Annotated in this window: 20 protein-coding genes and 1 pseudogene; 6 read left to right on the top strand and 15 right to left on the bottom strand. The window is 48.5% G+C overall.

What is annotated here, in order from left to right; translation table 11 throughout:
- Window positions 1-291 precede the first annotated feature (291 nt).
- The 4 genes from GTU79_RS22955 (at window position 292) to GTU79_RS22970 (ending at window position 5,309) form a co-directional block, all read left to right on the top strand.
- On the top strand, window positions 292-552 hold the full coding sequence (locus GTU79_RS22955; protein ID WP_214513397.1) for a hypothetical protein: 261 nt from the start codon (window positions 292-294) through the stop codon (window positions 550-552).
- A gap of 1,163 nt (window positions 553-1,715) precedes the next feature.
- A complete protein-coding gene (locus GTU79_RS22960; RefSeq protein ID WP_214513398.1) occupies window positions 1,716-2,192 on the top strand; it encodes a hypothetical protein in 477 nt (158 codons plus the stop codon).
- 2,011 nt (window positions 2,193-4,203) lie between these two features.
- A complete protein-coding gene (locus GTU79_RS22965; protein ID WP_214513399.1) occupies window positions 4,204-4,470 on the top strand; it encodes a hypothetical protein in 267 nt (88 codons plus the stop codon).
- A gap of 92 nt (window positions 4,471-4,562) precedes the next feature.
- Entirely contained in the window at window positions 4,563-5,309 is a 747-nt protein-coding gene (locus GTU79_RS22970; protein ID WP_214513400.1) for a hypothetical protein, read from the top strand.
- 132 nt (window positions 5,310-5,441) lie between these two features.
- On the opposite strand, the gene GTU79_RS31590 is transcribed toward GTU79_RS22970, so the two are convergent.
- From GTU79_RS31590 to pdhR, 15 genes are all read right to left on the bottom strand, one after another.
- Complete coding sequence (locus GTU79_RS31590; RefSeq protein ID WP_420854201.1) at window positions 5,442-5,978, bottom strand: ankyrin repeat domain-containing protein; 537 nt, start codon at window positions 5,976-5,978, stop codon at window positions 5,442-5,444.
- A complete protein-coding gene (locus GTU79_RS22980; RefSeq protein WP_214513402.1) occupies window positions 5,914-6,438 on the bottom strand; it encodes an ankyrin repeat domain-containing protein in 525 nt (174 codons plus the stop codon). Before GTU79_RS22980 ends, GTU79_RS31590 begins: the two co-directional genes overlap by 65 nt.
- A gap of 82 nt (window positions 6,439-6,520) precedes the next feature.
- Window positions 6,521-6,820, bottom strand: coding sequence for a hypothetical protein (locus tag GTU79_RS22985; RefSeq protein ID WP_214513403.1), 300 nt, complete (start codon window positions 6,818-6,820; stop codon window positions 6,521-6,523).
- A gap of 137 nt (window positions 6,821-6,957) precedes the next feature.
- On the bottom strand, window positions 6,958-7,713 hold the full coding sequence (locus GTU79_RS22990; RefSeq protein ID WP_214513404.1) for an ankyrin repeat domain-containing protein: 756 nt from the start codon (window positions 7,711-7,713) through the stop codon (window positions 6,958-6,960).
- Between the two features lie 249 nt (window positions 7,714-7,962).
- On the bottom strand, window positions 7,963-8,463 hold the full coding sequence (locus GTU79_RS23000) for an ankyrin repeat domain-containing protein (RefSeq protein WP_214513405.1): 501 nt from the start codon (window positions 8,461-8,463) through the stop codon (window positions 7,963-7,965).
- Between the two features lie 166 nt (window positions 8,464-8,629).
- On the bottom strand, window positions 8,630-8,983 hold the full coding sequence (locus tag GTU79_RS23005; protein ID WP_203523862.1) for a hypothetical protein: 354 nt from the start codon (window positions 8,981-8,983) through the stop codon (window positions 8,630-8,632).
- A complete protein-coding gene (locus GTU79_RS23010; protein WP_214513406.1) occupies window positions 8,983-10,074 on the bottom strand; it encodes an ankyrin repeat domain-containing protein in 1,092 nt (363 codons plus the stop codon). Before GTU79_RS23010 ends, GTU79_RS23005 begins: the two co-directional genes overlap by 1 nt.
- Before the next feature lie 61 nt (window positions 10,075-10,135).
- A complete protein-coding gene (locus tag GTU79_RS23015; RefSeq protein WP_214513407.1) occupies window positions 10,136-10,510 on the bottom strand; it encodes an ankyrin repeat domain-containing protein in 375 nt (124 codons plus the stop codon).
- 159 nt (window positions 10,511-10,669) lie between these two features.
- Window positions 10,670-11,170, bottom strand: coding sequence for an ankyrin repeat domain-containing protein (locus tag GTU79_RS23020; protein ID WP_214513408.1), 501 nt, complete (start codon window positions 11,168-11,170; stop codon window positions 10,670-10,672).
- Window positions 11,171-11,184: 14 nt separating this feature from the next.
- Complete coding sequence (locus GTU79_RS23025; RefSeq protein WP_214513409.1) at window positions 11,185-11,466, bottom strand: hypothetical protein; 282 nt, start codon at window positions 11,464-11,466, stop codon at window positions 11,185-11,187.
- Between the two features lie 287 nt (window positions 11,467-11,753).
- Window positions 11,754-14,351 (bottom strand): bifunctional aconitate hydratase 2/2-methylisocitrate dehydratase, encoded by a 2,598-nt coding sequence (gene acnB, locus GTU79_RS23030; RefSeq protein ID WP_203523869.1) that lies wholly within the window; start codon window positions 14,349-14,351, stop codon window positions 11,754-11,756.
- 366 nt (window positions 14,352-14,717) lie between these two features.
- Window positions 14,718-16,145 (bottom strand): dihydrolipoyl dehydrogenase, encoded by a 1,428-nt coding sequence (gene lpdA / locus GTU79_RS23035; RefSeq protein WP_165934234.1) that lies wholly within the window; start codon window positions 16,143-16,145, stop codon window positions 14,718-14,720.
- Between the two features lie 232 nt (window positions 16,146-16,377).
- The gene (gene aceF / locus GTU79_RS23040) at window positions 16,378-18,357 is read right to left on the bottom strand and encodes a pyruvate dehydrogenase complex dihydrolipoyllysine-residue acetyltransferase (RefSeq protein ID WP_203523870.1); all 1,980 of its coding nucleotides are present in this window, start codon (window positions 18,355-18,357) and stop codon (window positions 16,378-16,380) included.
- Window positions 18,358-18,372: 15 nt separating this feature from the next.
- On the bottom strand, window positions 18,373-21,042 hold the full coding sequence (gene aceE, locus GTU79_RS23045; protein WP_203523871.1) for a pyruvate dehydrogenase (acetyl-transferring), homodimeric type: 2,670 nt from the start codon (window positions 21,040-21,042) through the stop codon (window positions 18,373-18,375).
- A 128-nt stretch (window positions 21,043-21,170) separates the two neighbouring features.
- Window positions 21,171-21,935, bottom strand: a complete 765-nt coding sequence (gene pdhR / locus GTU79_RS23050) for a pyruvate dehydrogenase complex transcriptional repressor PdhR (protein ID WP_132926026.1) — start codon at window positions 21,933-21,935, stop codon at window positions 21,171-21,173.
- 521 nt (window positions 21,936-22,456) lie between these two features.
- On the opposite strand from pdhR, the gene GTU79_RS23055 reads away from it, so the two are divergent.
- A complete protein-coding gene (locus GTU79_RS23055) occupies window positions 22,457-23,833 on the top strand; it encodes an amino acid permease (RefSeq protein WP_203523872.1) in 1,377 nt (458 codons plus the stop codon).
- Window positions 23,834-24,081: 248 nt separating this feature from the next.
- A pseudogene (locus GTU79_RS23060) lies at window positions 24,082-25,483 on the top strand (glycoside-pentoside-hexuronide (GPH):cation symporter).
- Window positions 25,484-25,508: the final 25 nt, after the last annotated feature.

Here is a 25,508-nt window from a genome sequence, read left to right on the forward strand (position 1 = left end):
CCGGCCATGTTTTACCACATCAAAGAAAGCTTGGATAAAGATAGGGATGTTCAACTCAATGAGATTATTGGCCCTAATGGAATAAGAGAGGGTATCCTGGAGAATTTTTTCCGCCTGCGATATATTCAATGCCATTAACGAACCTATAATTCGTTTGGCCGAAGCTTTGAAAGCCTATCAATCTCGAAAACCATTGAAACAGAATTGAAAAACTTACATTGTAATATGGAGATTCGGCCGGGCATACCCTATTTTCACAATTATCAATACTTGAGTTCTAGCAAGCATTGTGTGAATACCACAGGAAGAGAAGAAAATGATGTCCGGCAATATCCAACCGCGGACGCGATCGCTGCAAAGCAAAATGCCGACATTGCCAACGCATATTTGGTTGTCAACAAAGCAATTATTTTAGATGCCCTCTCTGGGATCAATGCAGATGAAGTCGGATTTATGACGCAAGCCAAGATGGTGATATTTAAAGTCAATTTTAGGCCAAAACTGAATTTAAAAATACAAAGCATGATAATAGAGCAGAATATTGTCATTTAAAAATCAAGGAAAATATAGATATCTTCGCTGCGGAGAAAAATAATTCCAGAAGAATCTACGCCTTAATCAAGGAAACAGGAGAATATCGAATTAAGCGTGTTGATGAACAGATCACAGCCTACTTTGAACTTTTGGAAAACTATTCTCGGCAGTTAACAACTGATAATAACATTAAGCTGGAATTATACAAAGATGCTCTAAAACTTCTCAAAGAGCGTCATGAACCGCTTGACGTGCTGGCAAACAGTCTTAGCCAAATACACCGAGACAAATTACTCAGTCATTTGAATATATTAAACATCAATAATGCAGTCAATAAACAGGCAGAGGTCATATTCCAATCCTTAATTCCTTTTATACCTGTAAAGAACGTTTGCGGCCCAGGAGAAAAATACTGCTATTCCTGCCTGCAGCCTGAATATCGTTGCGCTGGCCAGGGTTACGGGCGCGGAGTTAGACATCAGCGTGCTAGCCGCGGCCGAGGGCGGTAATGTGACCAAGGGACGGGGAGTAATGTGGTGAATGGCTTTGTCGCCAGGCAGGCCCTGAAGATGGCTATAAAAAGATCTGCACTCTCTAACGGCATTTACACATCTGCCAGCATCAGAAACATTTAATAGAATGTTAATCAGTAAATTAGCCACAGAATTTGTTCACCTTTTGATTCAGGACTGGGGATTATTGGCCAAATAAGCGGCACTATATTAAAAGAGGTTACCGAGAGTGTAGACATAGTGCAACGATATTCTCCCGCGCTGAAAAATTTATTGTCGCGTTTACGGGAAAAAGAAATTGAACATTATTTAAACCCGACTGATTCTTTTTATAAAATGGCGCGATTGCCTGCCTTGGAATTGGAGGTGCCAGTGGTAAAACTGGGGAGATAAATTTCGCGGAAAAGAAATCTATGTACGAATCAATCCCGAGGATAATGATATTTTCAGCCGAAAATATACTATGACCGCAAATAAAACATTGATTCCCGTTCCTATGCCTAAAGGTAGAGGACTGAAAAATACACGCCCTGCCGGCCTCGACTGGCCGGACGCGGCAGTAGATGCTAAACAATGGGTTTCGAAACACACCAGATCGTTCTATCCGTATCATCAGTCCCAGCTGACTATTAAATATACCCCGACGGGAAAAATGGCTATGTTTCCTACTTGAATACTTCAAATGGTGCTTCTCAGATCATCTTTTCAGATAATATCCGGTCTGATGATTGGCTGAATCCGTTCTTTACCTATAGATTTGATATCAATACCTTTGGAGACCGAGGAAGTGAGAAAATCCTTTTTCCGGAAGTGGGTATTACATTGAGGCATGAAAGCATAGACCTTAATAAATTTGTCACTTCCTATCATAGGTTGGCAAAAACAAAAGAAACATTACAAGAATGGATTTTGAATGAAGATGATATCAGGGGATACAAAGATACATTGCGTTATAATGAACCGTCGTTTTCAAAGTCAAATAGTACAGAAATGAACCGGAAGCTGAAGTTAGGTGAAACGCTTACCCACGCACAACAAGAAATTTATGACAGCCTGATGGAACTCACGCAAGCGGATATTCCCCGGCATCGCGGAAGCTATCTGCTTAGCATGGAATACATACACAGTGACATGCAATGGGGATGATCCTCGCGTAGGGGATATAGTGACAAACTACCCACAATTCATGATTGTATCAGCAAATAATAAAGCTGCCCGAGATTTGGCCAAGCAGGCAAATCACTACAAGAAGATAAACGGGGTGCGTTTGCAACAGTTAATAACATATCGTATTGATAATGCGATTCAAGGCACTCCGCTTCTCCCCAAATCATAACACAGTCGGCACCGCCGGTAAATTATCTCTATCCCCAAATCCTATTTTATTATTAAGGGATCAGTATTGCCAAAGCCAGCCCGCCCAATATTTCTCCGACGGAACGAGTGGGGATCATTTTGGAAGAAGCGTCGGAGATCCCTTATAGTGCAAGAAATCTATTTTCAGGAAAAGTTTATATACATGATTCGCCCAACCCAGTATAGTCATTTAAAGGAGTAATCTGGCATGCATCTTTTATCGCACATAAATTATGGAATCAGTATCGAAAAGAATTATTATCCAACTCAACAAACTCTCAGGAATATTTTGACACAAAAGCTCTATTTGATTCGTTGAAATCCATTAGTCGACATAACAGACTCCAATTGAATAAACCAGCAAAAACAACAAGTCTTCTTTAAAAGATTTCGCTTTACGCTTGCTCTTTGCTACCAGTTATTCACCGGTAAGTTATTTGGCGAGCAACATTACCTCTAAAATAATCTCCCTATCATCCCAGGTTTACAATGCAACACAAACATATCTTCTTTTGGCTCGAAACATACTATAAAATGCTCTGAGCATATTTTACCAGTAATGCCTGCGGGAAATAGCACTAACAATAAATTCGATTACGGCGTAATAGAAGAGCATAATGTAAGACGCATCATCAGAAGCCCGGAACAGTCACAATCTATGCATTCGCCACCGAAAAGATCGGCATTGGAGGGGCTAACGTCATTGCTTATTTCTGAATCCCTTATCACGTCAAAAGAGCTCGAGTCCACATATAATGTAATTAAAGCTTTAGATGAATTTTATCTAAAAATAATGATGCATTCAAAAAGTAACGCAAAGCTTGTTAAAATCATCTGGCCTGTTTGGGGATAAAGACCAGGAATTATTAACTCAATGCCACCAGCAAAAATTATGGCCGCGTGGATCAATTCGTTTGTCTTTAACGATAATATCGAAAAATTTATAGTTAGCGAATTTATGACTCTAACAAAAAATCATGGCAAAGCTGTTTATACACCGGACTTTGCAAATCATCTTTCTAAAGGCGTCGAGAATTTATTACAAAAACTCATCCGAGTATATGGACGTCAATCAGGATAATCCTCCGAAAGTAATTTTAGACAGGCTATTGAACCCACTAATGCCTACTTTTTCAAGGCAAAGTTAACACCTCTGCGATGGCATACTCGGTTGGTTCAATTGAGTGGGGCTTTTTCATGTTGGGTTAGGGTTAGCCATGAGTGCAGATATCAATCTGGAAAAATTATCTGCTAATGATATTTCATCTTTAGGATCATACTTGAAGCCTTGTTAAAAGAGGGTTTCACCGCACCCAATCTCATTAAGCTTTTATGATTCCCGCTATGCTTTATCACGTCAAATATTGCCATGATAATAATATTTCTACTGATGTAGAAGACATTTTTGGGAGAATAGGATTAGACAGCATATTCTTGCACAATACTTTTCCGCCTGCGATCGTTATCATGCGGCAAAAGATCCGTAGCCTGTTTAACTCAAAGGTTGGACACCTACCAATCTCTTGCGGATTTGGTGGATGCATTGCATAATCTTAACTCCAACATATTAATTAAACCTCAAGAATATTATTTTTCTTACTACGAATATGATGTTTTGGAGATGTTTTAACGGAGGAAATAAATGAAACAAAAATAGGCAATTGGCATACTCCCGATCCTTATTCGTTATTTGAAAGGCAAAGTGTTGAAATCGCCGATACTTTTGCTGATGTGGATAAAACGTCATTAGAGATGCTTTTAACGGTATGCATAAAAGGAGACCCAGTTCCTGAATGCGGCCATGGTCACACTCAGCAGGGTCAGTTTAGAATACAACTATGATTCCGAAAGGATGCAGTCCGAAGAAAGATTTTGCCAAATTGAAGAGTTGGACATAAGGAAAGATGTCGATGTATTCTCAGCGACTATAGGTGATGAAGAAAGAATGTATGCGCTCATGAAAGAAAAGAGGAATATCAAATACGACGAATCACTAGCAGCATTACTTCATATTATGATTATTTATCCTATTTTAAACCTGAACTGGACACAGATAGTATTAAATTAACGTTTTCGCAGGATAGCAATGAAATACTGAAGGATACCCATGATTCGCTGCAAGTATTAGCCGGTAAGCTGAGTCAAATACACCGCAATAAAATGCTACAATACCTGAATGCGTATGGTTATGACAATAGAGCTAGTTTTGAGAAAAAAACTTTTTTTCCAACCATAGTACCGTTTTATATCTGTAACAAACATGATCAGGCCGCGGAACAAGACACAAAAAATTCATCTTGTAGTATTGATTTTGCAGCCCTGTCTTCTATTGCGGGCAAATCTGATTTGGACCTCCGGACGCCAATAAAAACGAAATATGACTCACGGACCGCCTCGGGCGGGATGGCAAGCGGCCTTGCTGCAAGGCAATCTTTTGTAATGGCGATGAAGCAGGGTCCGTCTTCTTTGGTTAAAACCATTGAACTACCTGCGTCACATGAACTCAATCCAATTGCCTTGAGCAAATTAGGAGTGGAATACCTCCTTATGTTTGATCCAGGCCTTGAGATAAACAGCGGATTGAGCGAGGTTATGTTCAAACAAATTGCCGAAGGCGTTGCTGTTGCGAGCCGCTCACTGCCGTATTTGCAAAGACTACACGCCGCATTTGTAGCAAAAAAAATCGATCCTGCCGGCAATCAACTTGTTAAACAATATGAAATGGCCCATTTGCCATCCATGGAGCTGGAAGTTCCGGTAGTCAAAGTGGGCGGTGATACCTTTCACAGTAAAGATATTTATCTGCGATTAAACCCTGAGAATAATGACATTTACAGCCAAAATATACCCTGGCAGAGGATAAAACACTTATACCCGTTCCCATGCCGCAAGGAGAAAACTACATAATTTTCTGGTCCACTATAACGAGGAAATATGTACTTTGATTGGCGATTCTAGTGTTTACCCATAAAACTGTTTTTCATGCGTTAAATATTATCAAGATCGGTAACATCTTCAGCCGCCAACGCCTTCAGTGATCTAAGTACGCCGTCGGCGAAACATATATTGCCGAGCAGAGTTAAATATCATCTTAATTGAAGAAATTATCATCTCCGGCAGCCAGTTTAGCCTGGCATCGCTGCTCCCCGATCGGGCTGGTTCAACTGTCGTGTAAAAGTGGGTAGACCCGACATGCACATCGGGCAGGATAGTACTGGTATGCACAATGCCTGCTGGCCATGATGTAGCGATAGGCGCGTTCTCTGTTGACAGAGTGGCTTGGGGCGCCGCAGACGTTGGCCGTTGATGCCGTAGAGAGTGCTTACCCTCGGTAGCCCCGGCTTTACGCAAAATTTTTATCATCGTCTTGTGGCCGCGATCTAAAGCCAGTGAAAGCGCGGTTATATTATTGGGGTCCTTTATATTAACCGCAGCGCCTCTTTCAACCAAATATTTCATGATATTCTGATTACCGCACGCAACGGCGCGCATCAGCGCTGTCCAACCCTTATCATCCAATGCGTCGATATCGGCGCCAAGCGGTAAAATTTTTTTTAAGGAACATCTTGTTACCATTGCCAGCGGCAAGCAGCAGCGGCGTCAAGCCGTCTTTACCCGGAACATTGACTCCGCAGCCTAATCGTAGAAGGCTATCAATAACTTTTCCGCTCACGCCATTTTTTAACGCTAGGGTAAGCGCGGTATCTTCTCCATCGTTCTTGACATCAGGTTTTATTCCTTTTGTCGCCAGCTTATCAACCAATTTGAAATCGTTATGTAACACTGCCAACATCAAAGGCGTCAAAGCCATATTACCCGCAAGATTAACATTAGCCCCGGCCTTGAGCAGAGCGTTTATAATAGCGTTCTCTTTGGTCATTATGGCTAATACCAAGGCAGTATTGCCATCACTGTCTAAGTAATCAAGCTCAGCGCCTTTTTGTAACAGGCGGGTAATATCGTGTAAACCATTGCCTAAAAGCACGGAAGCCATCAAGGCCGTTCGATTATCTTTATCCTGTGTATTAACATCCACTTCACTTCTGTTTACCTGATCAAGAATTTCTCTATTAAAATGATATTACTCACAGGAATTTTAGCTCTTAGGTCATTTAATTTCAATGGACATTGAAAAGCAGGACTTGATGTTCTTTTATACGATTTAGCTGGTCTTTCTTTGAAAAATAGGTAATATTTATTGACTCTATCCCGTTTGTTTTTGCTAAAGTCACATTATTTTGACTGTGTAATATTATTGGAAAACCTACCGCAGCCGTCACTGGCAACTTTGTCAAATCAAGACTGTTTTTTAAATATCCGTGGGAGGAATCAAGTAATTTTTTCCCATCAATATGATTGGGTATAGCATGAGAAATCATAAAATTGAACTGAGAATTATAGGGTACCATTAACGACATGCCGTCACCTAAGTTGAATTGAAAAGAAATATGTTAAACGGGCCCTCCGGCCCTTCATATTTCACTAGCAGCATAAGAACCTTACTTAAATCGTCTGAGGAAAATATGATAAAACAGGGCTATCCCCGAAGGCCTATTCAAAAATTATTATTAGGAACTGAGCGACGTGACATTATTCTCTTAAGGCTCTGGTAGATTTTATCGATGTCTCCGGTAATATGTGACGATAAAAATAAGGATGAGCCACTTGATTTCGTGGAGGCTAGGTCAGTTGATATTTTGTTATTTTCGCGCCGGCTATTTTCATATAAAGGATATTCTGAATCCTCATTTTTATCTAAAAGCGTTTCATTCATGGCTTCGGTAGTATTGGCCTCATCATCAGACGCGGTCATCATGTTATTGATTATCGTCTCGGTGGCATTAAGTTTCTCATCAGTAGTTTCGGTATAAGAACCGGCATTATCCTCTACCACTGCGCGATTTTTCAAGGCATCATTTTCAGTATAAGCTGTATCGTTAACGTTTGCGGGCACATGATCTCCAGATGATACAGGCCGACAGTCTTTGTTAGCTGCTTTGAGCGCAGATAATGCTTTTGAAAGCACATGCACATTTTGCTGATCGTTCTTGTACAAAGCCACCCTCATTGCCGTTTCATTACTTCGATTTGCATAATTAACACAAGCGCCTTGACTAAGCAAATACTCAGTCATCGAAACATCACCACAGTTCACCGCATGCATTAACGCAGTCCAACCCTGAGCATCCGTATTATCTATATTGACACCTCTTCTAATATAGAAATCCATAATTTCACGATTTTTCGAAACGTTGCTAACATAAATGGCGTATGCCCATTTTATCTTTAATGTTAATATCATGATGATCATAACGAAGAATCACGGATATCATCCAATGCGTATCATACTTTATGGCTAAGTGCAGTGCCGTCTCCTTTGCATCGTTAGTAGCATTGGTAAGTGCTCCATTTATTAGGAGCTTAAAAATGTTCTATGATCTTCCCTAGCACCGTCACCATCAAAGGGTATAACCGGCTGTACCAGGCACATTAGACATACTTTTATTTTGCTGAAATACGTCTAATATCTTCCATTTTTCTGTAATTAGCGCCTCATCCTTCAATCTAAAAGACTTTTAAGCAGCCACATTAACGCCGTATTGTTTTCATTATCCCTAAGAGTCATATCGGCGCCTCTGCTCATCAGATATTTAACAAATCCAACGTCTTTGTGAGTTGCCACTGCCTGCATCAGCGGAGTGAACTTATCTTTATTTTGTGCGTTAAAGCCTACACCTCTTTCGCCCGTAGTTTTCAAAAGTTCATTATCTAATGGAATGTTACAATAAGGCAATCTTCCTCTTCTTCTTTCGGGTGATAGGCAACCTAGGCTCGCTTGCTGTTTTAATTTCTTATCAAAATCTTTTTCAGCCAAGGAAGTATCACGTTTCTTTAGCTTTAATTGTTTTAGCAAGTTATTTCCACCCTTTGTGGTAATCCCGCTGGAATGGCCATCGAAAAGCAGTTTTGCCCTATTAATCATGGGTAATACATTTAGAGAGGTGATATTTATTACTTCATTGTAATTGCGAATATTATGCTCATTTGATTTAATTGGCATATATTCAAAACTTTAGTCATTGTTGGCTGTGCGCACGGCAATAATGTTGTATTCATCTGTACATCCTTACAGTGTAGTATGCTTAAAGAATATTGCCCATTCAAAGTATTTTTGAGACCGGGCGAGTAAACTCAGTACTGCTAAATAAAAATTATAATACATCAGCCTATGTCAAAGGAGGAAATGGAGAAGCATAGCGTTTAAATGCCTCATAAGCACTCTTCATCTTATAAACAAGCCACCCTGGTATCAAATATGAGGATCCGCTGGATTGTGATGAATTTGTTTCAGCTGTATCGTCATTAAAATCGCTTTGCAGAATAGGTTTGACAACAATCGTTTCATCTTTTTCGTCTGAAGCATCTATAGTATTGCTATCGAGGTCCACATTATTGTCATTAGCTATTACCTGCCACGTCATATGATTTGTATTCACATTTTCCTTGAGCTCATCCTTAAGCCAATGCTTTATTTCTTCATTCGGCATCACCGCGCCGGCCTTTATGAGCGCTAAGGCCATTATTTTGTCCTTTTTTCAAAAGCAATTAACAGAGCGCTTCGTTGATATAGGGTCGTGAAGTTGACATTGGCGCCATATGAACAAAGTTTCTTAACCACTTCCTTTTTACGACAGTCCACCGCATGCATTAACGCCGTCCAACCATTTACATCCACATGATCAACATCTACGCCTTTGTTAAAGAAGCTGTCCATAAGAGCCAAATTACCGTAATAGGACGCTATCATAAATGGCGTACGACTCTTTTTATCATCCACATTCAATTTTTGATAAAACACGCAGAGCTGATCAATGATAGTGTTTGATGCATTGTATTCAACTGCCAAATGCAATGCGGTTTTCCCGTCATTATTCTTTAATTCAACAGTTGCATTGTTGATAAGTAATTTTTTAAAGCTATTTTTGTCATCACCCATAGCAGCAATCATCAAAGGAGTAAATCCTTCTTTATCTGCCAAATTCAGATCTGCAGCGCTATTTATCAACACATCTAAGATATTTAATTTAATTTGGATTCTTGTTTCATTTGCAAGACGAAAAAGGCTTTTTACCACCCACATCAGCGCCGTATTACCTGCATTATCCTGCAAGCCCACATTTGCTCCTAGCCTAATCAAGGATTTAATATCCTCGCTGTTACCACCGGTAAGAGCAATCCGCATTAACGGAGTAAGCCCATCCTGATTCTTGTCATTGACATTGGGGCGGGTTACCGTTTTGGGGTCAAGATATTCAATGTCCACGTCGACCGTACTTTCCGGCAGGCTCGCTCTTTTATCCTTATGATCCAAGCAACCCAACCGGGCTTGACTGGGGTTAACCTTAAGACCCTTTTCCTTAAGGTCTGCAATATGACGCTTGGCTCTCAATTCTGTAGAATTGTTTCCAAACCTCTTTTCCGCTGCGTTAATCATGGGTAAAATATTATTAGATAGCATCTGAATTTGGCTAGTATAGTTACTAGAATATTTTCCGCTTTCTATAGGCTGGCTTGGTTGAGAAAAATCAATTAAACGTGAGGGGCGTAGGGCTGTAAAGTCACATTCATATATATCTCCTAAATATGATTTATTAAACTGGTTTTTTTGCAAAACGTCTGGGTAATACTGAGTTTTCTAACTCCATCATATATACCTTGCATAACTCTTGTGATTAACATCGGCGTAAAGGCACAGACCTGCTCGCAGCGGATGCCGCGACATCGGTTAACATTTCACGATGTTCAATATCTATTATTTCATACTGGGTATTATTGTGGACTGTTATATTATGACTATCATTTAGGCGTGGCCCAGCGATGAGGTCGCATATATTCCCGCAGACCAGCTGAGGATCATGTTTTACATCTTTCACTGTCTCTGATTCTACTTTTATTTTGGGAAGCAGCAGATTCACCATATGATTTCGCCCTTGCTCCTGGGCGATCTTTAGCGCATCTTTATTGCAGCAATCCTTGATAAGAACGCTGGCGCCTTTGGCCAGCAAATAATTCATCGTCTCTACATCATCGCAGTTCACAGCATGCATCAACGCCGTCCAACCATAGGCATCGAAATCGTTGATATCCCCCTTTAGTGAGAAAGGTATCCATAATATCGTACCGGGAGCGAAATGACGCCATCATAAAAGGTGTATAACCACGCGTATCCTTAACATTCATGAATTTATAAAGGTCGATGAGAACAGTTAATATTTTGGATCTGCATCATATTTTAACGCCAAATGTAACGATGTCTCGCCTGCATCATTTACACATCTAAAGTCCTCCGCACTTCTATATGACATCTTAAATGCAGGCACGCTATTTACGGCGACGGCATACATCATCGGAGTAAATCCGGCAGTGCCTGCTATAGTCAGGTTTGCACCCGCAAGAAATAGATTTTCCATTATTTCCAATTTAGTTTGTATTTGCGTTTCATTGCCTAGATTATTAAGGCTTTTTATCAACCATATCACAGCAATATTGTTTTGCTTATCTTGAATATCTAAGGAAACGCCACTATGAATCAAATCACGTATTTTATTTAAGGAGTCGTTGTTACCGATCGCCTTCATTAAAGGAGTAATGCCATCGTTATCCTGTATGGTATTATTAATGTTTTTAGCATACGCCTTTTGCCGTTGTCGAACACAACGTCCATTTCTGGAAACCTGCTTATACTTGATATATTTTTCGACAATCATATCGATCGTGGTTATTAATATTCATTTTGCGTTAACTTCAGCAAAAAAATTTCACGTTTACTTATTTTAAGCTTCTCAATCCATTTATTAGTATACTCCCGTTCGTTTACTTTCATTTCGAATCGTTTCTCGCTTTCATTAATTGCCCTCTTTACGTTCTTTGTAAGAATATTTAACTCTTCTCTATTTTTAATAAAATTCGTATAGTTAGATATCATATGCATAGGCATAGGCATAGGCATAGGCATAGGGTTAATCGAGCCGTAAGGCATAAAGGATTGTAATGTCGCGTTCATATATTATCCCTAAAAGTTATATTCGTGCAGTCAATAGTGGTCTAGAAGACTAAAACATATACTGAATAAAAAGTGAGTATATAAATTTTGTACTTAAAGAGTCGTACGTTTACTCTTCAGAAATAGTCATAGCCTGTTTAATAGAAATTGAGGGCGCTTCTTGTTAAACTTCATGACAAATTGAATTATAAAAAAACCGCACCTTAATCAGTTGGTATACAACTTTTGGGGTGCGGTCCTGGTCCGTCAACGCTGATGAGTTATCTCTCGCCCCGCAGGGCATTCCGTTATACCGCGGTTTGGAAAATTACCTCATCCGCTTTATCGGTGTAAGCCGTCAGCTTGTCAAAGTTCAGGTAACGGTAGGTATCCGCCGCCGTTTTATCTACCTTGGATATGGCCTGCAGGTACTCTTCCGGCGTCGGCAGGCGTCCCAGCAGCGAGGTCACTGCCGCCAGCTCGGCCGAGACCAAGTAGACATCCGCCCCGTCTCCCAGGCGGTTGGGGAAGTTGCGGGTAGAGGTGGAGACCACCGTCGCACCGGCCGCTACCCGCGCCTGGTTGCCCATGCACAGCGAGCAGCCCGGGATTTCGATGCGGGCTCCGCTTTTGCCGAATACGCTGTAGTAGCCCTCTTCGGTGAGCTGCGCCGCATCCATTTTGGTGGGGGGCGCGACCCACAGCCGGGTCGGCAGCGCGCCTTTATGCTGATCCAGCAATTTGCCCGCGGCACGGAAGTGACCGATATTAGTCATGCAGGAACCGATAAACACCTCATCGATTTTACTGCCGGCGACATCGGACAACAGCCGCGCATCGTCCGGATCGTTAGGCGCGCAGACAATGGGCTGGGTAATATTCGCCAGGTCGATTTCGAGTACCGCGGCATATTCCGCATCATCATCAGCCACCAGCAAATGAGGATCCGCCAGCCAGCTTTCCATGGATTTGATGCGGCGTTCCAACGTGCGGCGGTCGCCATAACCTTCGGTTATCATCCACTTCAGCAGCACGATATTGGAACTCAGGTATTCAACGATAGGCGCCTGATCGAGCTTGATGGTGCAGCCCGCCGCAGAACGCTCAGCCGACGCGTCGGCCAGCTCAAAGGCTTGTTCCACCTTAAGTTCCGGCAAGCCTTCGATTTCCAGGATACGACCGGAGAAAATATTCTTTTTGCCCTTTTTCTCCACCGTCAGCAAACCTTGCTTAATGGCGAAATAAGGGATGGCGTGCACCAGATCCCGCAAGGTGATGCCCGGCTGCATTTTACCTTTGAAGCGGACCAGCACCGATTCCGGCATATCCAGCGGCATGACCCCGGTGGCGGCGGCAAACGCCACCAGACCGGAACCGGCCGGGAAAGAAATACCGATGGGGAAGCGGGTATGGGAGTCGCCGCCGGTGCCCACGGTATCCGGCAGCAGCATACGGTTCAGCCAGGAGTGGATGATGCCGTCGCCGGGACGCAGCGAGACGCCACCGCGGTTCATGATGAAGTCCGGCAGGGAGTGATGGGTCTGCACGTCCACCGGCTTCGGATAGGCGGCGGTGTGGCAGAAGGACTGCATCACCAGGTCGGCGGAAAAACCGAGGCAGGCTAAATCCTTCAGCTCATCACGGGTCATCGGCCCGGTGGTATCCTGTGAGCCCACCGAGGTCATCTTGGGCTCGCAGTATTGCCCTGGACGGATGCCGTCCACGCCGCAGGCGCGGCCGACCATTTTTTGCGCCAGGGTAAAGCCTTTGTCGCTGGCGACGACTTCCCGTGCATGGCGGAAGATTTCGCTTGGGGGCAATCCTAAGGATTCACGGGCGCGGGACGTCAGCCCCCGGCCGATAATCAGCGGGATACGGCCGCCGGCCCGCACTTCATCCACCAGTACCTGGGTATTGAGGGAGAAGCCGGCCAGCAGCAGGTCGGTATCGTGCCGGCGGATTTCGCCCTTGAACGGGTAAATATCGATGACATCGCCCATGTTCAGCTCGGAGACGTCCACTTCAATAGGCAGCGCGCCGGAATCTTCCATGGTATTGAAGAAAATCGGCGCAATCTTGCTGCCCAGCACCACGCCGCCGCTGCGTTTGTTGGGCACGTGGGGAATATCGTCACCCATGTACCACAGCACCGAGTTGGTGGCGGATTTACGTGAAGATCCCGTGCCAACCACGTCGCCGACGTAGGCCAGGGGAAAGCCTTTTTGCTTCAGGGTTTCTATCAACTTAAGCGGCCCCGCCACTCCCGGCCGATCGGGCACTATCCCATCGCGGGCATTCTTCAGCATGGCTACCGCGTGCAGCGGAATATCCGGACGGGACCAGGCATCGGGCGCCGGCGACAGGTCGTCGGTATTGGTTTCGCCGGTGACCTTGAACACCGTGACGGTAATCTTTTCCGCCAGCGGCGGACGGGACAGGAACCATTCGGCATCGGCCCAAGAGCGCATGACTTCCAAAGCGTGGGGGTTGCCGGCCTTGGCCTTGGCTTCAACGTCGTAAAAGCTGTCGAACATCAGCAGCATGGATTTCAATGCATTGGCGGCTAAGGGCGCCAGCGCCTTATCGTCCAGCGCATCCACCAGGGGCTGGATGTTATAGCCGCCCTGCATGGTACCCAGCAGCTCAACGGCTTTTTCAGGGCTTATCAGGGGAGATACGGCTTCACCCTTGACGACGGCCGCCAGAAAACCGGCCTTTACGTAGGCCGCTTCATCGACGCCGGGAGGAACACGGTTACTCACGAGATCAAGCAGGAATGCTTCTTCGCCGGTGGGCGGATTTTTCAGTAATTCAATCAGCGCCGCCATTTGTACGGCATCAAGAGGTTTTGGCACAATCCCCTGGGCAGTACGCTCGGCAACGTGCTTACGATAATCATCTAGCACGACGTTCTCCTCGCTTTTATTGTCATTGCTCGTTGTTCAATACTGAACTGACAGCACCTGGTTTGCAGCGCATCGTCGCGGGGCGCCGCCATTGAAAAAAGGACCTTTATACCCGGTGTCGGGTTGCCAGTTTATCAGGATTAATTTGCATTGTTAATTTGTTTACATCTAAGTAACATTATTTTTTTTCGCTGAAACGTTAAGGCGTTAGCGATCCTGGCAGTTGCTCTTAAAACGGCGTTTAGCGGATTTAAATTAACATCCTTTACCTATGACCAGCCATAGCAAAGCAGCGAAATACTAAGGAGAGTTTGTAAGCAAAAAAAATCACCTGACGGTATCGCCAGGTGACAGGGGGAGAGGAGACTATTTCTTTTTCTTGGCTTTGGCATTCGGCAGATCGGTGATGCTGCCTTCGTAGACTTCCGCCGCCAAACCCACCGACTCATGCAGGGTCGGGTGGGCATGAATGGTCAGGGCAATGTCTTCCGCATCGCAGCCCATCTCAATGGCCAGACCGATTTCACCCAGCAGTTCGCCGCCGTTAACGCCCACCACCGCGCCGCCGATAACCCGATGGGTCTCTTTGTCGAAGATAAGCTTGGTCATGCCGTCCTGGCAATCGGACGCGATGGCGCGGCCGGACGCCGCCCATGGGAAGGTGGCGACTTCATAGCTGATGCCTTTTTCCTTGGCTTCTTTTTCAGTCACGCCGACCCAGGCAACTTCCGGTTCGGTGTAGGCTATGGAGGGGATCACCTTGGGATCGAAGTAGTGTTTTTTACCGGCGATCACTTCCGCCGCCACGTGGCCTTCATGGGTGCCTTTGTGCGCCAGCATCGGCTGTCCGACGATATCGCCGATGGCATAGATGTGCGGTACATTGGTACGCAGCTGCTTATCGACCCGGATAAATCCGCGATCGTCCACTTCCACGCCGGCTTTGCCCGCATCCAGCATCTTGCCGTTGGGTACGCGGCCGATGGCCACCAGCACCGCATCGTAACGCTGCGGATCGGCAGGGGCCTTTTTTCCTTCCATGCTGACGTAGATACCGTCTTCACGCGCTTCAACGGTGGTGACCTTGGTCTCCAGCATCAGGTTGAACTGCTTGCTGATCCGTTTGGTGTAAACCTTCACGACGTCTTTATCGGCTACCGGAATGACCTGGTCGAACATTTCCACCACGTCGATTTTGGAACCCAGGGCATAGTACACGGTGGCCATTTCCAGGCCGATGATGCCGCCGCCCATGACCAGCAAACGCTCCGGTACCGTACGCAGTGCCAACGCATCCGTTGAATCCCAGACGCGGGGATCGTCATGGGGTATAAAAGGCAATGTGATGGGGCGCGAGCCCGCGGCGATAATCGCATTGTCAAAATTGATAATGGTGGCGCCATTCTCGCCGTCCACCTGCAGGGTATTGGCGCCGGTGAATTTACCCACCCCCTGCACAACCTTGACCTTTCGGGCTTTGGCCATGCCGGTCAGGCCGCCGGTCAGCTGATTGACCACTCGTTCTTTCCAGGTACGCACTTTATCAATGTCGGTTTTCGGTTCACCGAAGGTAATGCCGTTTTCGCTTAATGCTTTTGCTTCTTCAATGACCTTGGCCACGTGCAATAACGCTTTGGAAGGGATACAGCCAACGTTCAGACAAACGCCGCCCAGGGTGGCGTAACGTTCCACCAGCACGGTTTCCAACCCTAAATCGGCGCAGCGGAAGGCGGCGGAATATCCTCCCGGACCGGCCCCAAGTACCACTACCTGGGTTTTGATTTCAGTACTCATCATGACCTCTTATTTGTTTATCCGTCGGTTAAGTCGCTCATTTTCATAGGAATCAGAGACATAACGTACTGTCGCCACCGGGACGCCTCCATCGAGCCCAGTTTACAGAAATGTTAATAATCGGCAAAGCCGGTTCGAACGGGGCGAAACCTGTTTGCCCGGGCGGGGAAGCCGCGCTCCCCGCCGGAGTCACATCAAACAATCCGGCCGGCCCGGCGGGCCGGCCCTGGGTTTACATCACCAAACGACGAATATCGGACATCACGTTATTGATGAAGCTGATAAAACGAGCACCCGCCGCACCGTCTATAACCCGGTGATCATAAGACAGGGAGAGCGGCAACATCAGACGCGGCGTGAACTCTTTGCCGTTCCAGACCGGCTTGAACGCCGATTTGGAGACGCCGAGAATAGCCACTTCCGGTGCGTTGACGATAGGCGTAAAGGACGTGCCGCCGATGCCGCCGAGGCTGGAGATAGTGAAACATCCCCCCTGCATATCGGAGGAGGTCAGCTTGCCGTCGCGGGCCTTTTTGGAAATAACCGCCAGCTCGCGGGACAATTCGACGATGCCCTTTTTATTCACATCGCGGAATACCGGCACCACCAGTCCGTTGGGAGTATCTACCGCCACGCCGATATTGATGTATTTTTTCAGCGTCAGCGTCTGGGCATCCTCGGACAGGGAGCTGTTGAAACGCGGCATCTCTTCCAGGGCCTTGGCCACCGCCTTCATGATAAACACCAGGGGGGTGATTTTCACATCCAGCTTTTTCTTCTCGGCTTCCGCATTCTGCTCTTTGCGGAACGCCTCGACTTCGGTGATATCCGCTTCGTCAAACTGGGTGACATGGGGGATCATGACCCAGTTGCGATGCAGGTTGGCGCCGGAAATTTTCTGAATCCGGCCCAGCGCCACCTCTTCGGTCTCGCCGAACTTGCTGAAATCCACCTTGGGCCAGGGCAGCAGACCCGGCAGAGACCCGCCGGTACCGGCGGCCGGCGCGGCTTCCGCGCGTTTGACCGCGTCTTTTACATAAGCCTGGATATCTTCGCGCAGGATCCGGCCTTTGCGCCCGGTACCCTTCACCTTGGCCAGATCGACACCGAACTCCCGCGCCAAACGGCGGATGACCGGGGTAGCGTGGACATAAGCGTCGTTTTCGGCAAATTCGCCTTTTGCCCCGGCGCCGGTGGTGGCGGCGGCATTCTTGTTTGCCGCCGATGCCGGAGCAGGCGCCGCCGCCGCCGCGGTTTCCGTTTTACCGGCAGCGGGGGCCGGCGCGGCTTCGGTTTTGCCGGTAGACGGGGCAGGCGCGGCGCCTGCCACTTCAAACACCATGATCAGCGAACCGGTGCTGACTTTATCGCCGGTGGCGACCTTGATCTCTTTCACCGTGCCGGCAAAGGGCGCCGGGACTTCCATCGAGGCTTTGTCCCCTTCCACCGTGATCAGGGATTGCTCCGCCGCCACGGTGTCGCCCACTTTGACCATGACCTCGGTGACTTCCACTTCATCGCCGCCGATATCCGGTACGTTAACGTCCTTGACGCCGCCCGACTGGGCCGGAGCGGCTTCGGCGGCAGGCTTGTTAGCCGCCGGGGCCGCGACGGCTTCACCGCCCTCGCCCGCCACCTCGAACACCATAATCAGCGAGCCGGTGCTGACCTTATCGCCGGTGGCGACCTTGATCTCTTTCACCGTGCCGGCAAAGGGCGCAGGGACTTCCATCGAGGCTTTGTCCCCTTCCACCGTGATCAGGGATTGCTCCGCCGCCACGGTGTCGCCCACTTTGACCATGACCTCGGTGACTTCCACTTCGTCGCCGCCGATATCCGGTACGTTAACCTCTTTGCTGCCGCCGGATTTAACCGGTGACGGTGTGGATTCCGCCTGCCTGGCGTCGTTTTGCCGTCCGGACGCGGCAGGTTTGGCATCGCCTTGCCCCTCGGCCTTGGCCGGCGCTTCTTCGCCCGCCGCAGCGTCGTCAAAGACCATGATAAGCGAGCCGGTAGTGACTTTGTCCCCCACGGCCACTTTCAGCTCTTTGATTACCCCCGCCCGGGGGGAAGGGACTTCCATCGAGGCTTTATCCCCTTCCACGGTGATCAGGGATTGTTCGGCGCTGACGCTGTCGCCAACCTTGACCAGCACTTCGGTCACTTCAACTTCATCGGTACCGATATCCGGCACGTTGATTTCAATAGCCATTAAGTTATCTACCTCTTATGCCAGGCGCGGGTTGACTTTATCAGCATCGATGCCGAACTTGGTGATGGCCTGCGCCACCACGCCGGTGTCGATATCGCCGCGTTTGGCCAGTTCACCCAGAGCGGCAACCACTACATAAGCCGCATCCACCTCAAAGTGGTGGCGCAAATTTTCACGACTGTCGGAACGACCGAATCCGTCGGTGCCCAGTACCCGGAATTCACTGGCCGGGATGAAGTTGCGGATTTGTTCGGCAAACAGTTTCATATAATCGGTGGAGGCCACCGCCGGCGCGTCGTTCAGCACCTGGGCAACATAAGGCACCCGCGGTTTTTCCGCCGGATGCAGCATGTTCCAGCGCTCGCAATCCTGCCCGTCGCGGGCCAGTTCGGTGAAGGAAGTGACGCTGTAGACATCGGAGCCGACGCCGTAGTCTTTCGCCAAAATGGCCGCCGCTTCGCGCACATGGCGCAGTATGGCTCCGGACCCCATCAGCTGTACCTTGCCTTTGGAGCCTTCCAGGGTTTCCAGTTTATAGATGCCCTTGCGAATGCCCTCTTCCGCCCCTTGCGGCATGGCCGGCATATGGTAGTTCTCGTTCAGCGTGGTCAGGTAATAATAGACATTTTCCTGATGTTCGCCGTACATGCGCGTCAAGCCGTCATGCATGATCACCGCCACTTCATAGGCGTATGCCGGATCGTAGGAGATACAGTTGGGGATGGTCAGGGACTGGATATGGCTGTGGCCGTCTTCATGCTGCAAGCCTTCGCCGTTCAGGGTGGTGCGGCCCGAGGTTCCGCCGATAAGGAAGCCGCGCGCCTGCTGATCCCCTGCCGCCCAGCACAAATCGCCGATGCGCTGGAAACCGAACATGGAATAGTAGATATAGAAGGGGATCATCGGCAGGTCGTTGCTGCTGTAGGACGTTGCCGCCGCCAGCCAGGAGGAGGCCGCCCCCAGTTCGTTGATGCCTTCCTGCAGGATCTGGCCCTTTTCATCTTCGCGGTAGTACGCTACCTGCTCGCGGTCCTGAGGCGTATATTGCTGGCCGTTCGGACTGTAGATACCGATTTGCCGGAACAGACCTTCCATACCGAAGGTCCGTGCTTCATCGGCAATGATGGGCACCAGGCGATCTTTGATGGACGGGTTTTTCAACATGACGTTCAGCACCCGCACAAAGGCGATGGTGGTGGAAATTTCTTTTTTCTGCTCTTCCAGCAGCGCGCCGAAATCTTCCAGAGACGGCAAAACCAGCGGCTTGGTGAAATTCTTCAGGCGGGTGGGCACATAACCTTGCAGGGCCTTGCGGCGATCGTGGAGATATTTGTACTCCTCGGAGCCTTCCTTGAAGGTGATGTACGGCAGTTGTTCCACCTGGTCATCGGGCACCATGTCGGACAGATTGAAACGATCGCGGAAATAGCGCACGCCGTCCATGTTCATCTTCTTGACCTGATGGGCGATATTCATGCCTTCCGCCGTTTCTCCCATGCCGTAGCCCTTGATGGTGTGGGCCAGTATGACGACGGGTTTACCGGTGGTCTTTTGCGCTTTTTGCAGCGCGGCGAAAACTTTGCGCGGGTCGTGGCCGCCACGGTTCAGCGCCCAGACCTCGTCGTCGCTCATGTCTTTAACCAGTGCGGCGGTTTCCGGATATTTACCGAAGAAATGCTCACGCACGTAGGCGCCGTTTTTCGATTTGAAAGTCTGGTAATCGCCGTCGACGGTTTCATTCATCAATTGAATCAGTTTGCCGCTGGTGTCTTTGCGCAGCAGTTCGTCCCAGCGGGTGCCCCAAATCACCTTGATCACTTCCCAGCCGGCGCCGCCGAAGATGCCTTCCAGCTCGTTGATGATTTTACCATTGCCGGTCACCGGACCGTCCAGGCGCTGCAGGTTGCAGTTGATGATAAAGACCAGGTTATCCAGCTTTTCGCGGGTGGCGATGGTAATCGCCCCCTTGGATTCCGGCTCATCCATCTCGCCGTCGCCCAGGAAGGCATACACGGTCTGAGCGGTGGTGTCTTTCAAACCGCGGTGATTCAGATACTTCAGGAATTTGGCCTGATAAATGGCGCTCACCGGCCCCAATCCCATGGACACCGTGGGGAACTGCCAGAACTCCGGCAGCAGCTTCGGATGGGGATAGGAAGGCAGGCCTTTACCGTGCACTTCCTGCCGGAAATTATTCATTTGATCTTCGGTCAGGCGGCCTTCAAGAAAGGCGCGGGCATAGATGCCAGGGGAGATATGGCCCTGGAAATAGACCAGATCGCCGCCGTCCTTGTCGCTGCGGGCGCGGAAGAAATGATTGAAGCACACTTCATAAATAGTGGCTGAGGATTGGAACGATGCCATATGGCCGCCCAGATCCAGATCTTTCTTCGAGGCGTGCAATACCGCCATCACCGCGTTCCAGCGTATGGCCGAACGAATGCGGCGTTCAAGTTCCAAATTACCAGGGTACTCAGGCTGATCTTCTACCGGGATGGTATTGATATAATTACGGCCTGAAGCACCAGCAGCGATACTGACGCCACCTTTACGAGCCCCGTCCAGCACTTGATCAATCAAGAACTGGGCGCGCTCAATACCCTCTTCACGGATAACCGATTCGATCGCCTGTAGCCAGTCGCGTGTTTCGATCGGATCCACGTCATTGTATAAACGTTCTGACATGGTGGTGTTCCTTATCTATCGCTAATAATTGGTTTAGTTGGAGCCTGTCTTCCTGTATTCACTAAGGTAAACACACGAAGACAGGCCCATTGCTTTCGTTGCCGCATTCAGATCCCGTTGCCGGGATCTTAGTCCTTGCGTTGCTGGAGACGGCGCAGGGAACGTTCGCGCCGGCTGTGTTCTCGGCTGAGATCCAGCAAAATTTCCTCAATAAACGCCAGGTGGCGATGTGAAGCCTCGCGCGCTTTTTCCGGCTCGCGTGCTACTATCGCCGCAAAGATCCCGGCGCGGTGGCTGCTCACCTGTGCCAGCATTTCGCGGCGTGAGTAGAGCAATTCAAAATTCTGTCGTACGTTTTTTTCCAGCATCGGCCCCATGCAGCGCACCAAATGTAATAAAACCGCATTATGTGCGGCTTCGGTGACAGCAATTTGATATTGCAGAACGGCGTCGGCTTCAGCGTCGCGATCGCCGCTTTCCTGAGCCTGCTGGATAATCTGGTGACAGTCGCGGATACGGTCCAAATCTTCTTCGGTTCCGCGCAATGCGGCATAATAAGCGGCAATGCCCTCAAGGGCATGGCGGGTTTCCAATAGGTCGTATTGCGATTCAGGATGTTCGGCCAGCAGTTCAGCCAGGGGGTCGCTGAAGCTTTGCCAAAGATTACTTTGCACGAAGGTCCCCCCGCCCTGGCGTCGCAACAGCAATCCTTTGGCTTCCAAACGCTGGATTGCTTCTCGCAGGGAGGGCCGGGAAACGTCGAATTGTTTTGCCAGTTCACGCTCGGGTGGCAGTTTTTCACCGGGACGCAGCGTGCCTTCCAGGATGAGATACTCCAATTGCTGCTCTATTACGTCCGATAACTTTGCCTGGCGGATTTTACTGTAAGCCATTTATCTTCATCTCTGCGAATGGCGCGGAGTCAATTGGTAATACCAATTTCATAAACGTGACGCTAAAGTAACAAAGTATTCACCTTCTGTCCATCCTGGCATTGACCTAAATCATGAAACCCCGCACATTTAAACAATTGCACTATGCATGTGCTGCAATTTGATAACCATCCAGTATAAACCACCGAGAATGGATTGTGACAAATTTAACGATTATGCAACTTTAAATGCTGTTGCTGAAGCGTTTGAGCCAGCTAAAATTCGCATAAAAAAACCAGATATCGAATAATTTTAAAATTTTAACTTTTTTTTAACTGGAATTATTACAATTTTCGCTCATGGCGCCGATCTTGGAAAAATGCGGCAGATCACGGCGTTTTACAATTCTCGCCAGCGGCTTGATAAATCAGGTGCAAACTTTTTCCCTTACCACTATTCTTGTGCCGACGACAGACCGGGAAGTGATTTCTTTTTTCGGCGAACGTAAAAAAATAAGTACAAAAACGACAGAGGATTTTACGATGGATGGTAAACAGCGCAGTGAGACGCTGAAACGCGGGTTGAAAAATCGCCATATTCAGCTTATCGCCTTAGGCGGCGCTATTGGTACCGGCTTGTTTCTGGGCATTGCGCAAACCATTAAAATGGCGGGACCGTCGGTAATTCTAGGGTATGCCATCGGCGGTTTTATCGCCTTTCTTATTATGCGGCAACTGGGCGAAATGGTGGTTGAGGAGCCGGTAGCCGGGTCATTCAGCCATTTTGCCTATAAGTATTGGGGCAATTTTGCCGGTTTTGCTTCGGGATGGAACTATTGGGTACTGTACGTATTAGTTGCCATGGCCGAACTTTCCGCCGTGGGCATCTATATGCACTACTGGTGGCCGGACCTGCCTACCTGGATATCGGCGGCGGTGTTTTTCATACTCATCAACGCCATTAACCTGGCCAACGTCAAAATCTACGGTGAGATGGAATTCTGGTTCGCCATTATCAAAGTAGCGGCCATCATTGCCATGATCCTGTTCGGCGGCTGGCTGCTTCTGAGCGGCCATGGCGGTCCCGAAGCCAGCGTGACCAACCTCTGGGCCCAGGGAGGTTTTTTCCCTAACGGCGTCAACGGCTTGTTTATGGCTATGGCGGTTATCATGTTTTCCTTCGGCGGACTGGAATTGGTGGGTATTACCGCCGCCGAGGCCGACACGCCTGAAATCAGCATTCCCAAGGCCACCAACCAGGTTATCTACCGTATCCTGCTGTTTTATATCGGCTCACTGGCTATTTTGCTGTCCCTTTACCCCTGGAGTAAGGTGGTGGAAGGAGGCAGTCCGTTTGTCCTGATTTTTCACGCCCTCAATAGCGATTGGGTCGCGACGATACTGAATCTGGTGGTGTTGACCGCGGCGCTGTCGGTCTATAACAGCTGCGTTTACAGCAACAGCCGTATGCTGTTCGGCCTGGCGCGCCAGGGCAACGGCCCCAAGGTTCTGCAGAAAGTCGATCGCCGCGGCGTACCTGTCGCCGCCATTGGCGTTTCGGCGCTGGCCACCGCCATCTGTGTGCTGATTAACTATCTGATGCCGGGCAAGGCTTTCGGTCTGCTGATGTCGCTGGTGGTATCGGCGCTGGTCATCAACTGGGGCATGATCAGCCTCGCCCATTTGCGGTTTCGCCGCAAAATGGCGCAGCTCGGACGGGTCACCAAATTCCAGGCGTTATGGTATCCGTTCGGCAATTACCTTTGCCTGCTGTTTATGGCGGCAATCCTGGTGATTATGCTGATGACCCCAGGGATGGAAATCTCGGTTTATCTCATCCCCGTATGGGTATGTCTGCTGGGTATCGGTTTTTACTTCAAGCAAAAAAGTCAGCGCGCCGCCGGCGCTGTGACCCGCTGATCTTATCCCCTTCGCCGATCGGTCCCGATCGGCGAAAAAAACGCCGTAAAAACCATCCGTACCGACCCACAGAAGTACACATCCGCTACTCCCTCGCGGTATCACGGCCTATGCCATAGCCCTCACAAATTTAAGGTGATAACCGGTTTATCCATTTCTATAACCGGTTGTTACACCCTCCTCTCCCTTGAATAGGCCAATACTGGCTGCGGGTAGTGCATGTCCTGTATACAAAGGAGAGGTGAACCATGAAAGCAGAGGCATTGTCATTAAAGGAAAAAATCGGATTTGGCATGGGGGACGCCGGTTGTAACATGGTGTGGGGATCGATCACCATGTTCCTGGCCTATTTTTATACCGATATTTTTGGCCTGGCGCCGGCGCTGGTGGGAATATTGCTGCTATCGATACGCATTATCGATGCCGTCACCGACCCGGTAATGGGCGCCATCGCCGACCGCACCCGATCCCGATGGGGCCGCTTTAGGCCTTATTTATTATGGCTGGCGGTGCCTTTTGCCGTCTTCAGTGTCCTGATGTACACCACGCCCGACTGGAGCTATTCCGCCAAGGTAGTTTACGCCTTTGTCACCTATTTCTTGATGTCGCTGATTTATACCGCCATCAATATTCCCTATTGCGCGCTGGGCGGGGTGATTTCCAACGATCCCCAGGAACGGGTTTCCTGTCAATCCTGGCGTTTTATTCTGGTGGGAGTGGCAACCCTGATTATTTCCCTCACCCTGCTGCCGATGGTGGATTGGTTCGGCGGCGGCAACCGGGCGCAAGGATTTCAATGGGCGATGACGGTATTATCCATTATCGGCTGTCTGATGTTTTTGTTCTGCTTCGCCACCGTTCGGGAACGGATACAACCCGCGACACCCACCAATGATGCATTGAAAGCCGACCTGCGGGATATTTGGAAAAACGATCAGTGGGTACGCATACTGGTGCTGACCTTTTTAATGTCTGCCGGGATTTATCCGTATGGCCGCCACCATGTATTACGTCACCTATGCCATGGAGAAAAGTTCGGGATTCGCCAGTTTGTTCATCAGCCTTGGCGTGGTGGGCATGATGATCGGCAGCGCCCTGGCCAAACCCCTGACCGATAAATATTGCAAACTAAAAGTCTTTTTCTGGACCAATATCGTATTGGCTGTCTTCTCCAGCGGATTCTACTTCCTCAATCCGCATCTGCCGGGATTGATTCTGGTGATGTACTTTATATTGAATATTCTGCATCAGATTCCCTCCCCCCTGCACTGGTCGCTGATGGCTGATGTGGACGATTACGGCGAATGGAAAACCGGTAAGCGCATTACCGGCATCAGCTTTTCGGGCAATCTGTTTTTCCTGAAGGTCGGACTGGCCGTGGCGGGGGCGTTCGTCGGTTTTATTCTTTCCGCCTACGGTTATCATGGGGACGCCGTCCGGCAAAGCCCCGGCGCGATACAGGGGATCGTTTTGCTGTTTACCGTCATTCCGGGTATCGGTTATCTGATAACCGCCGGGGTGGTCCGGCTGCTGAAAGTCGATCGCCAACTGATGCGTCAAATCCAGTCCGATCTGGAAGCAAGACGCTTACAGCCCCACGAGTCCGCAGAATGGCGCGAACCCCGGCCGCTGGAAACCAAGCATCCTTAACCGCGAAAAAGGGAGAGGTGAACAT

Source organism: Sodalis ligni (assembly GCF_016865525.2).
GTDB classification, from domain to species: Bacteria; Pseudomonadota; Gammaproteobacteria; order Enterobacterales; family Enterobacteriaceae; genus Acerihabitans; species Acerihabitans ligni.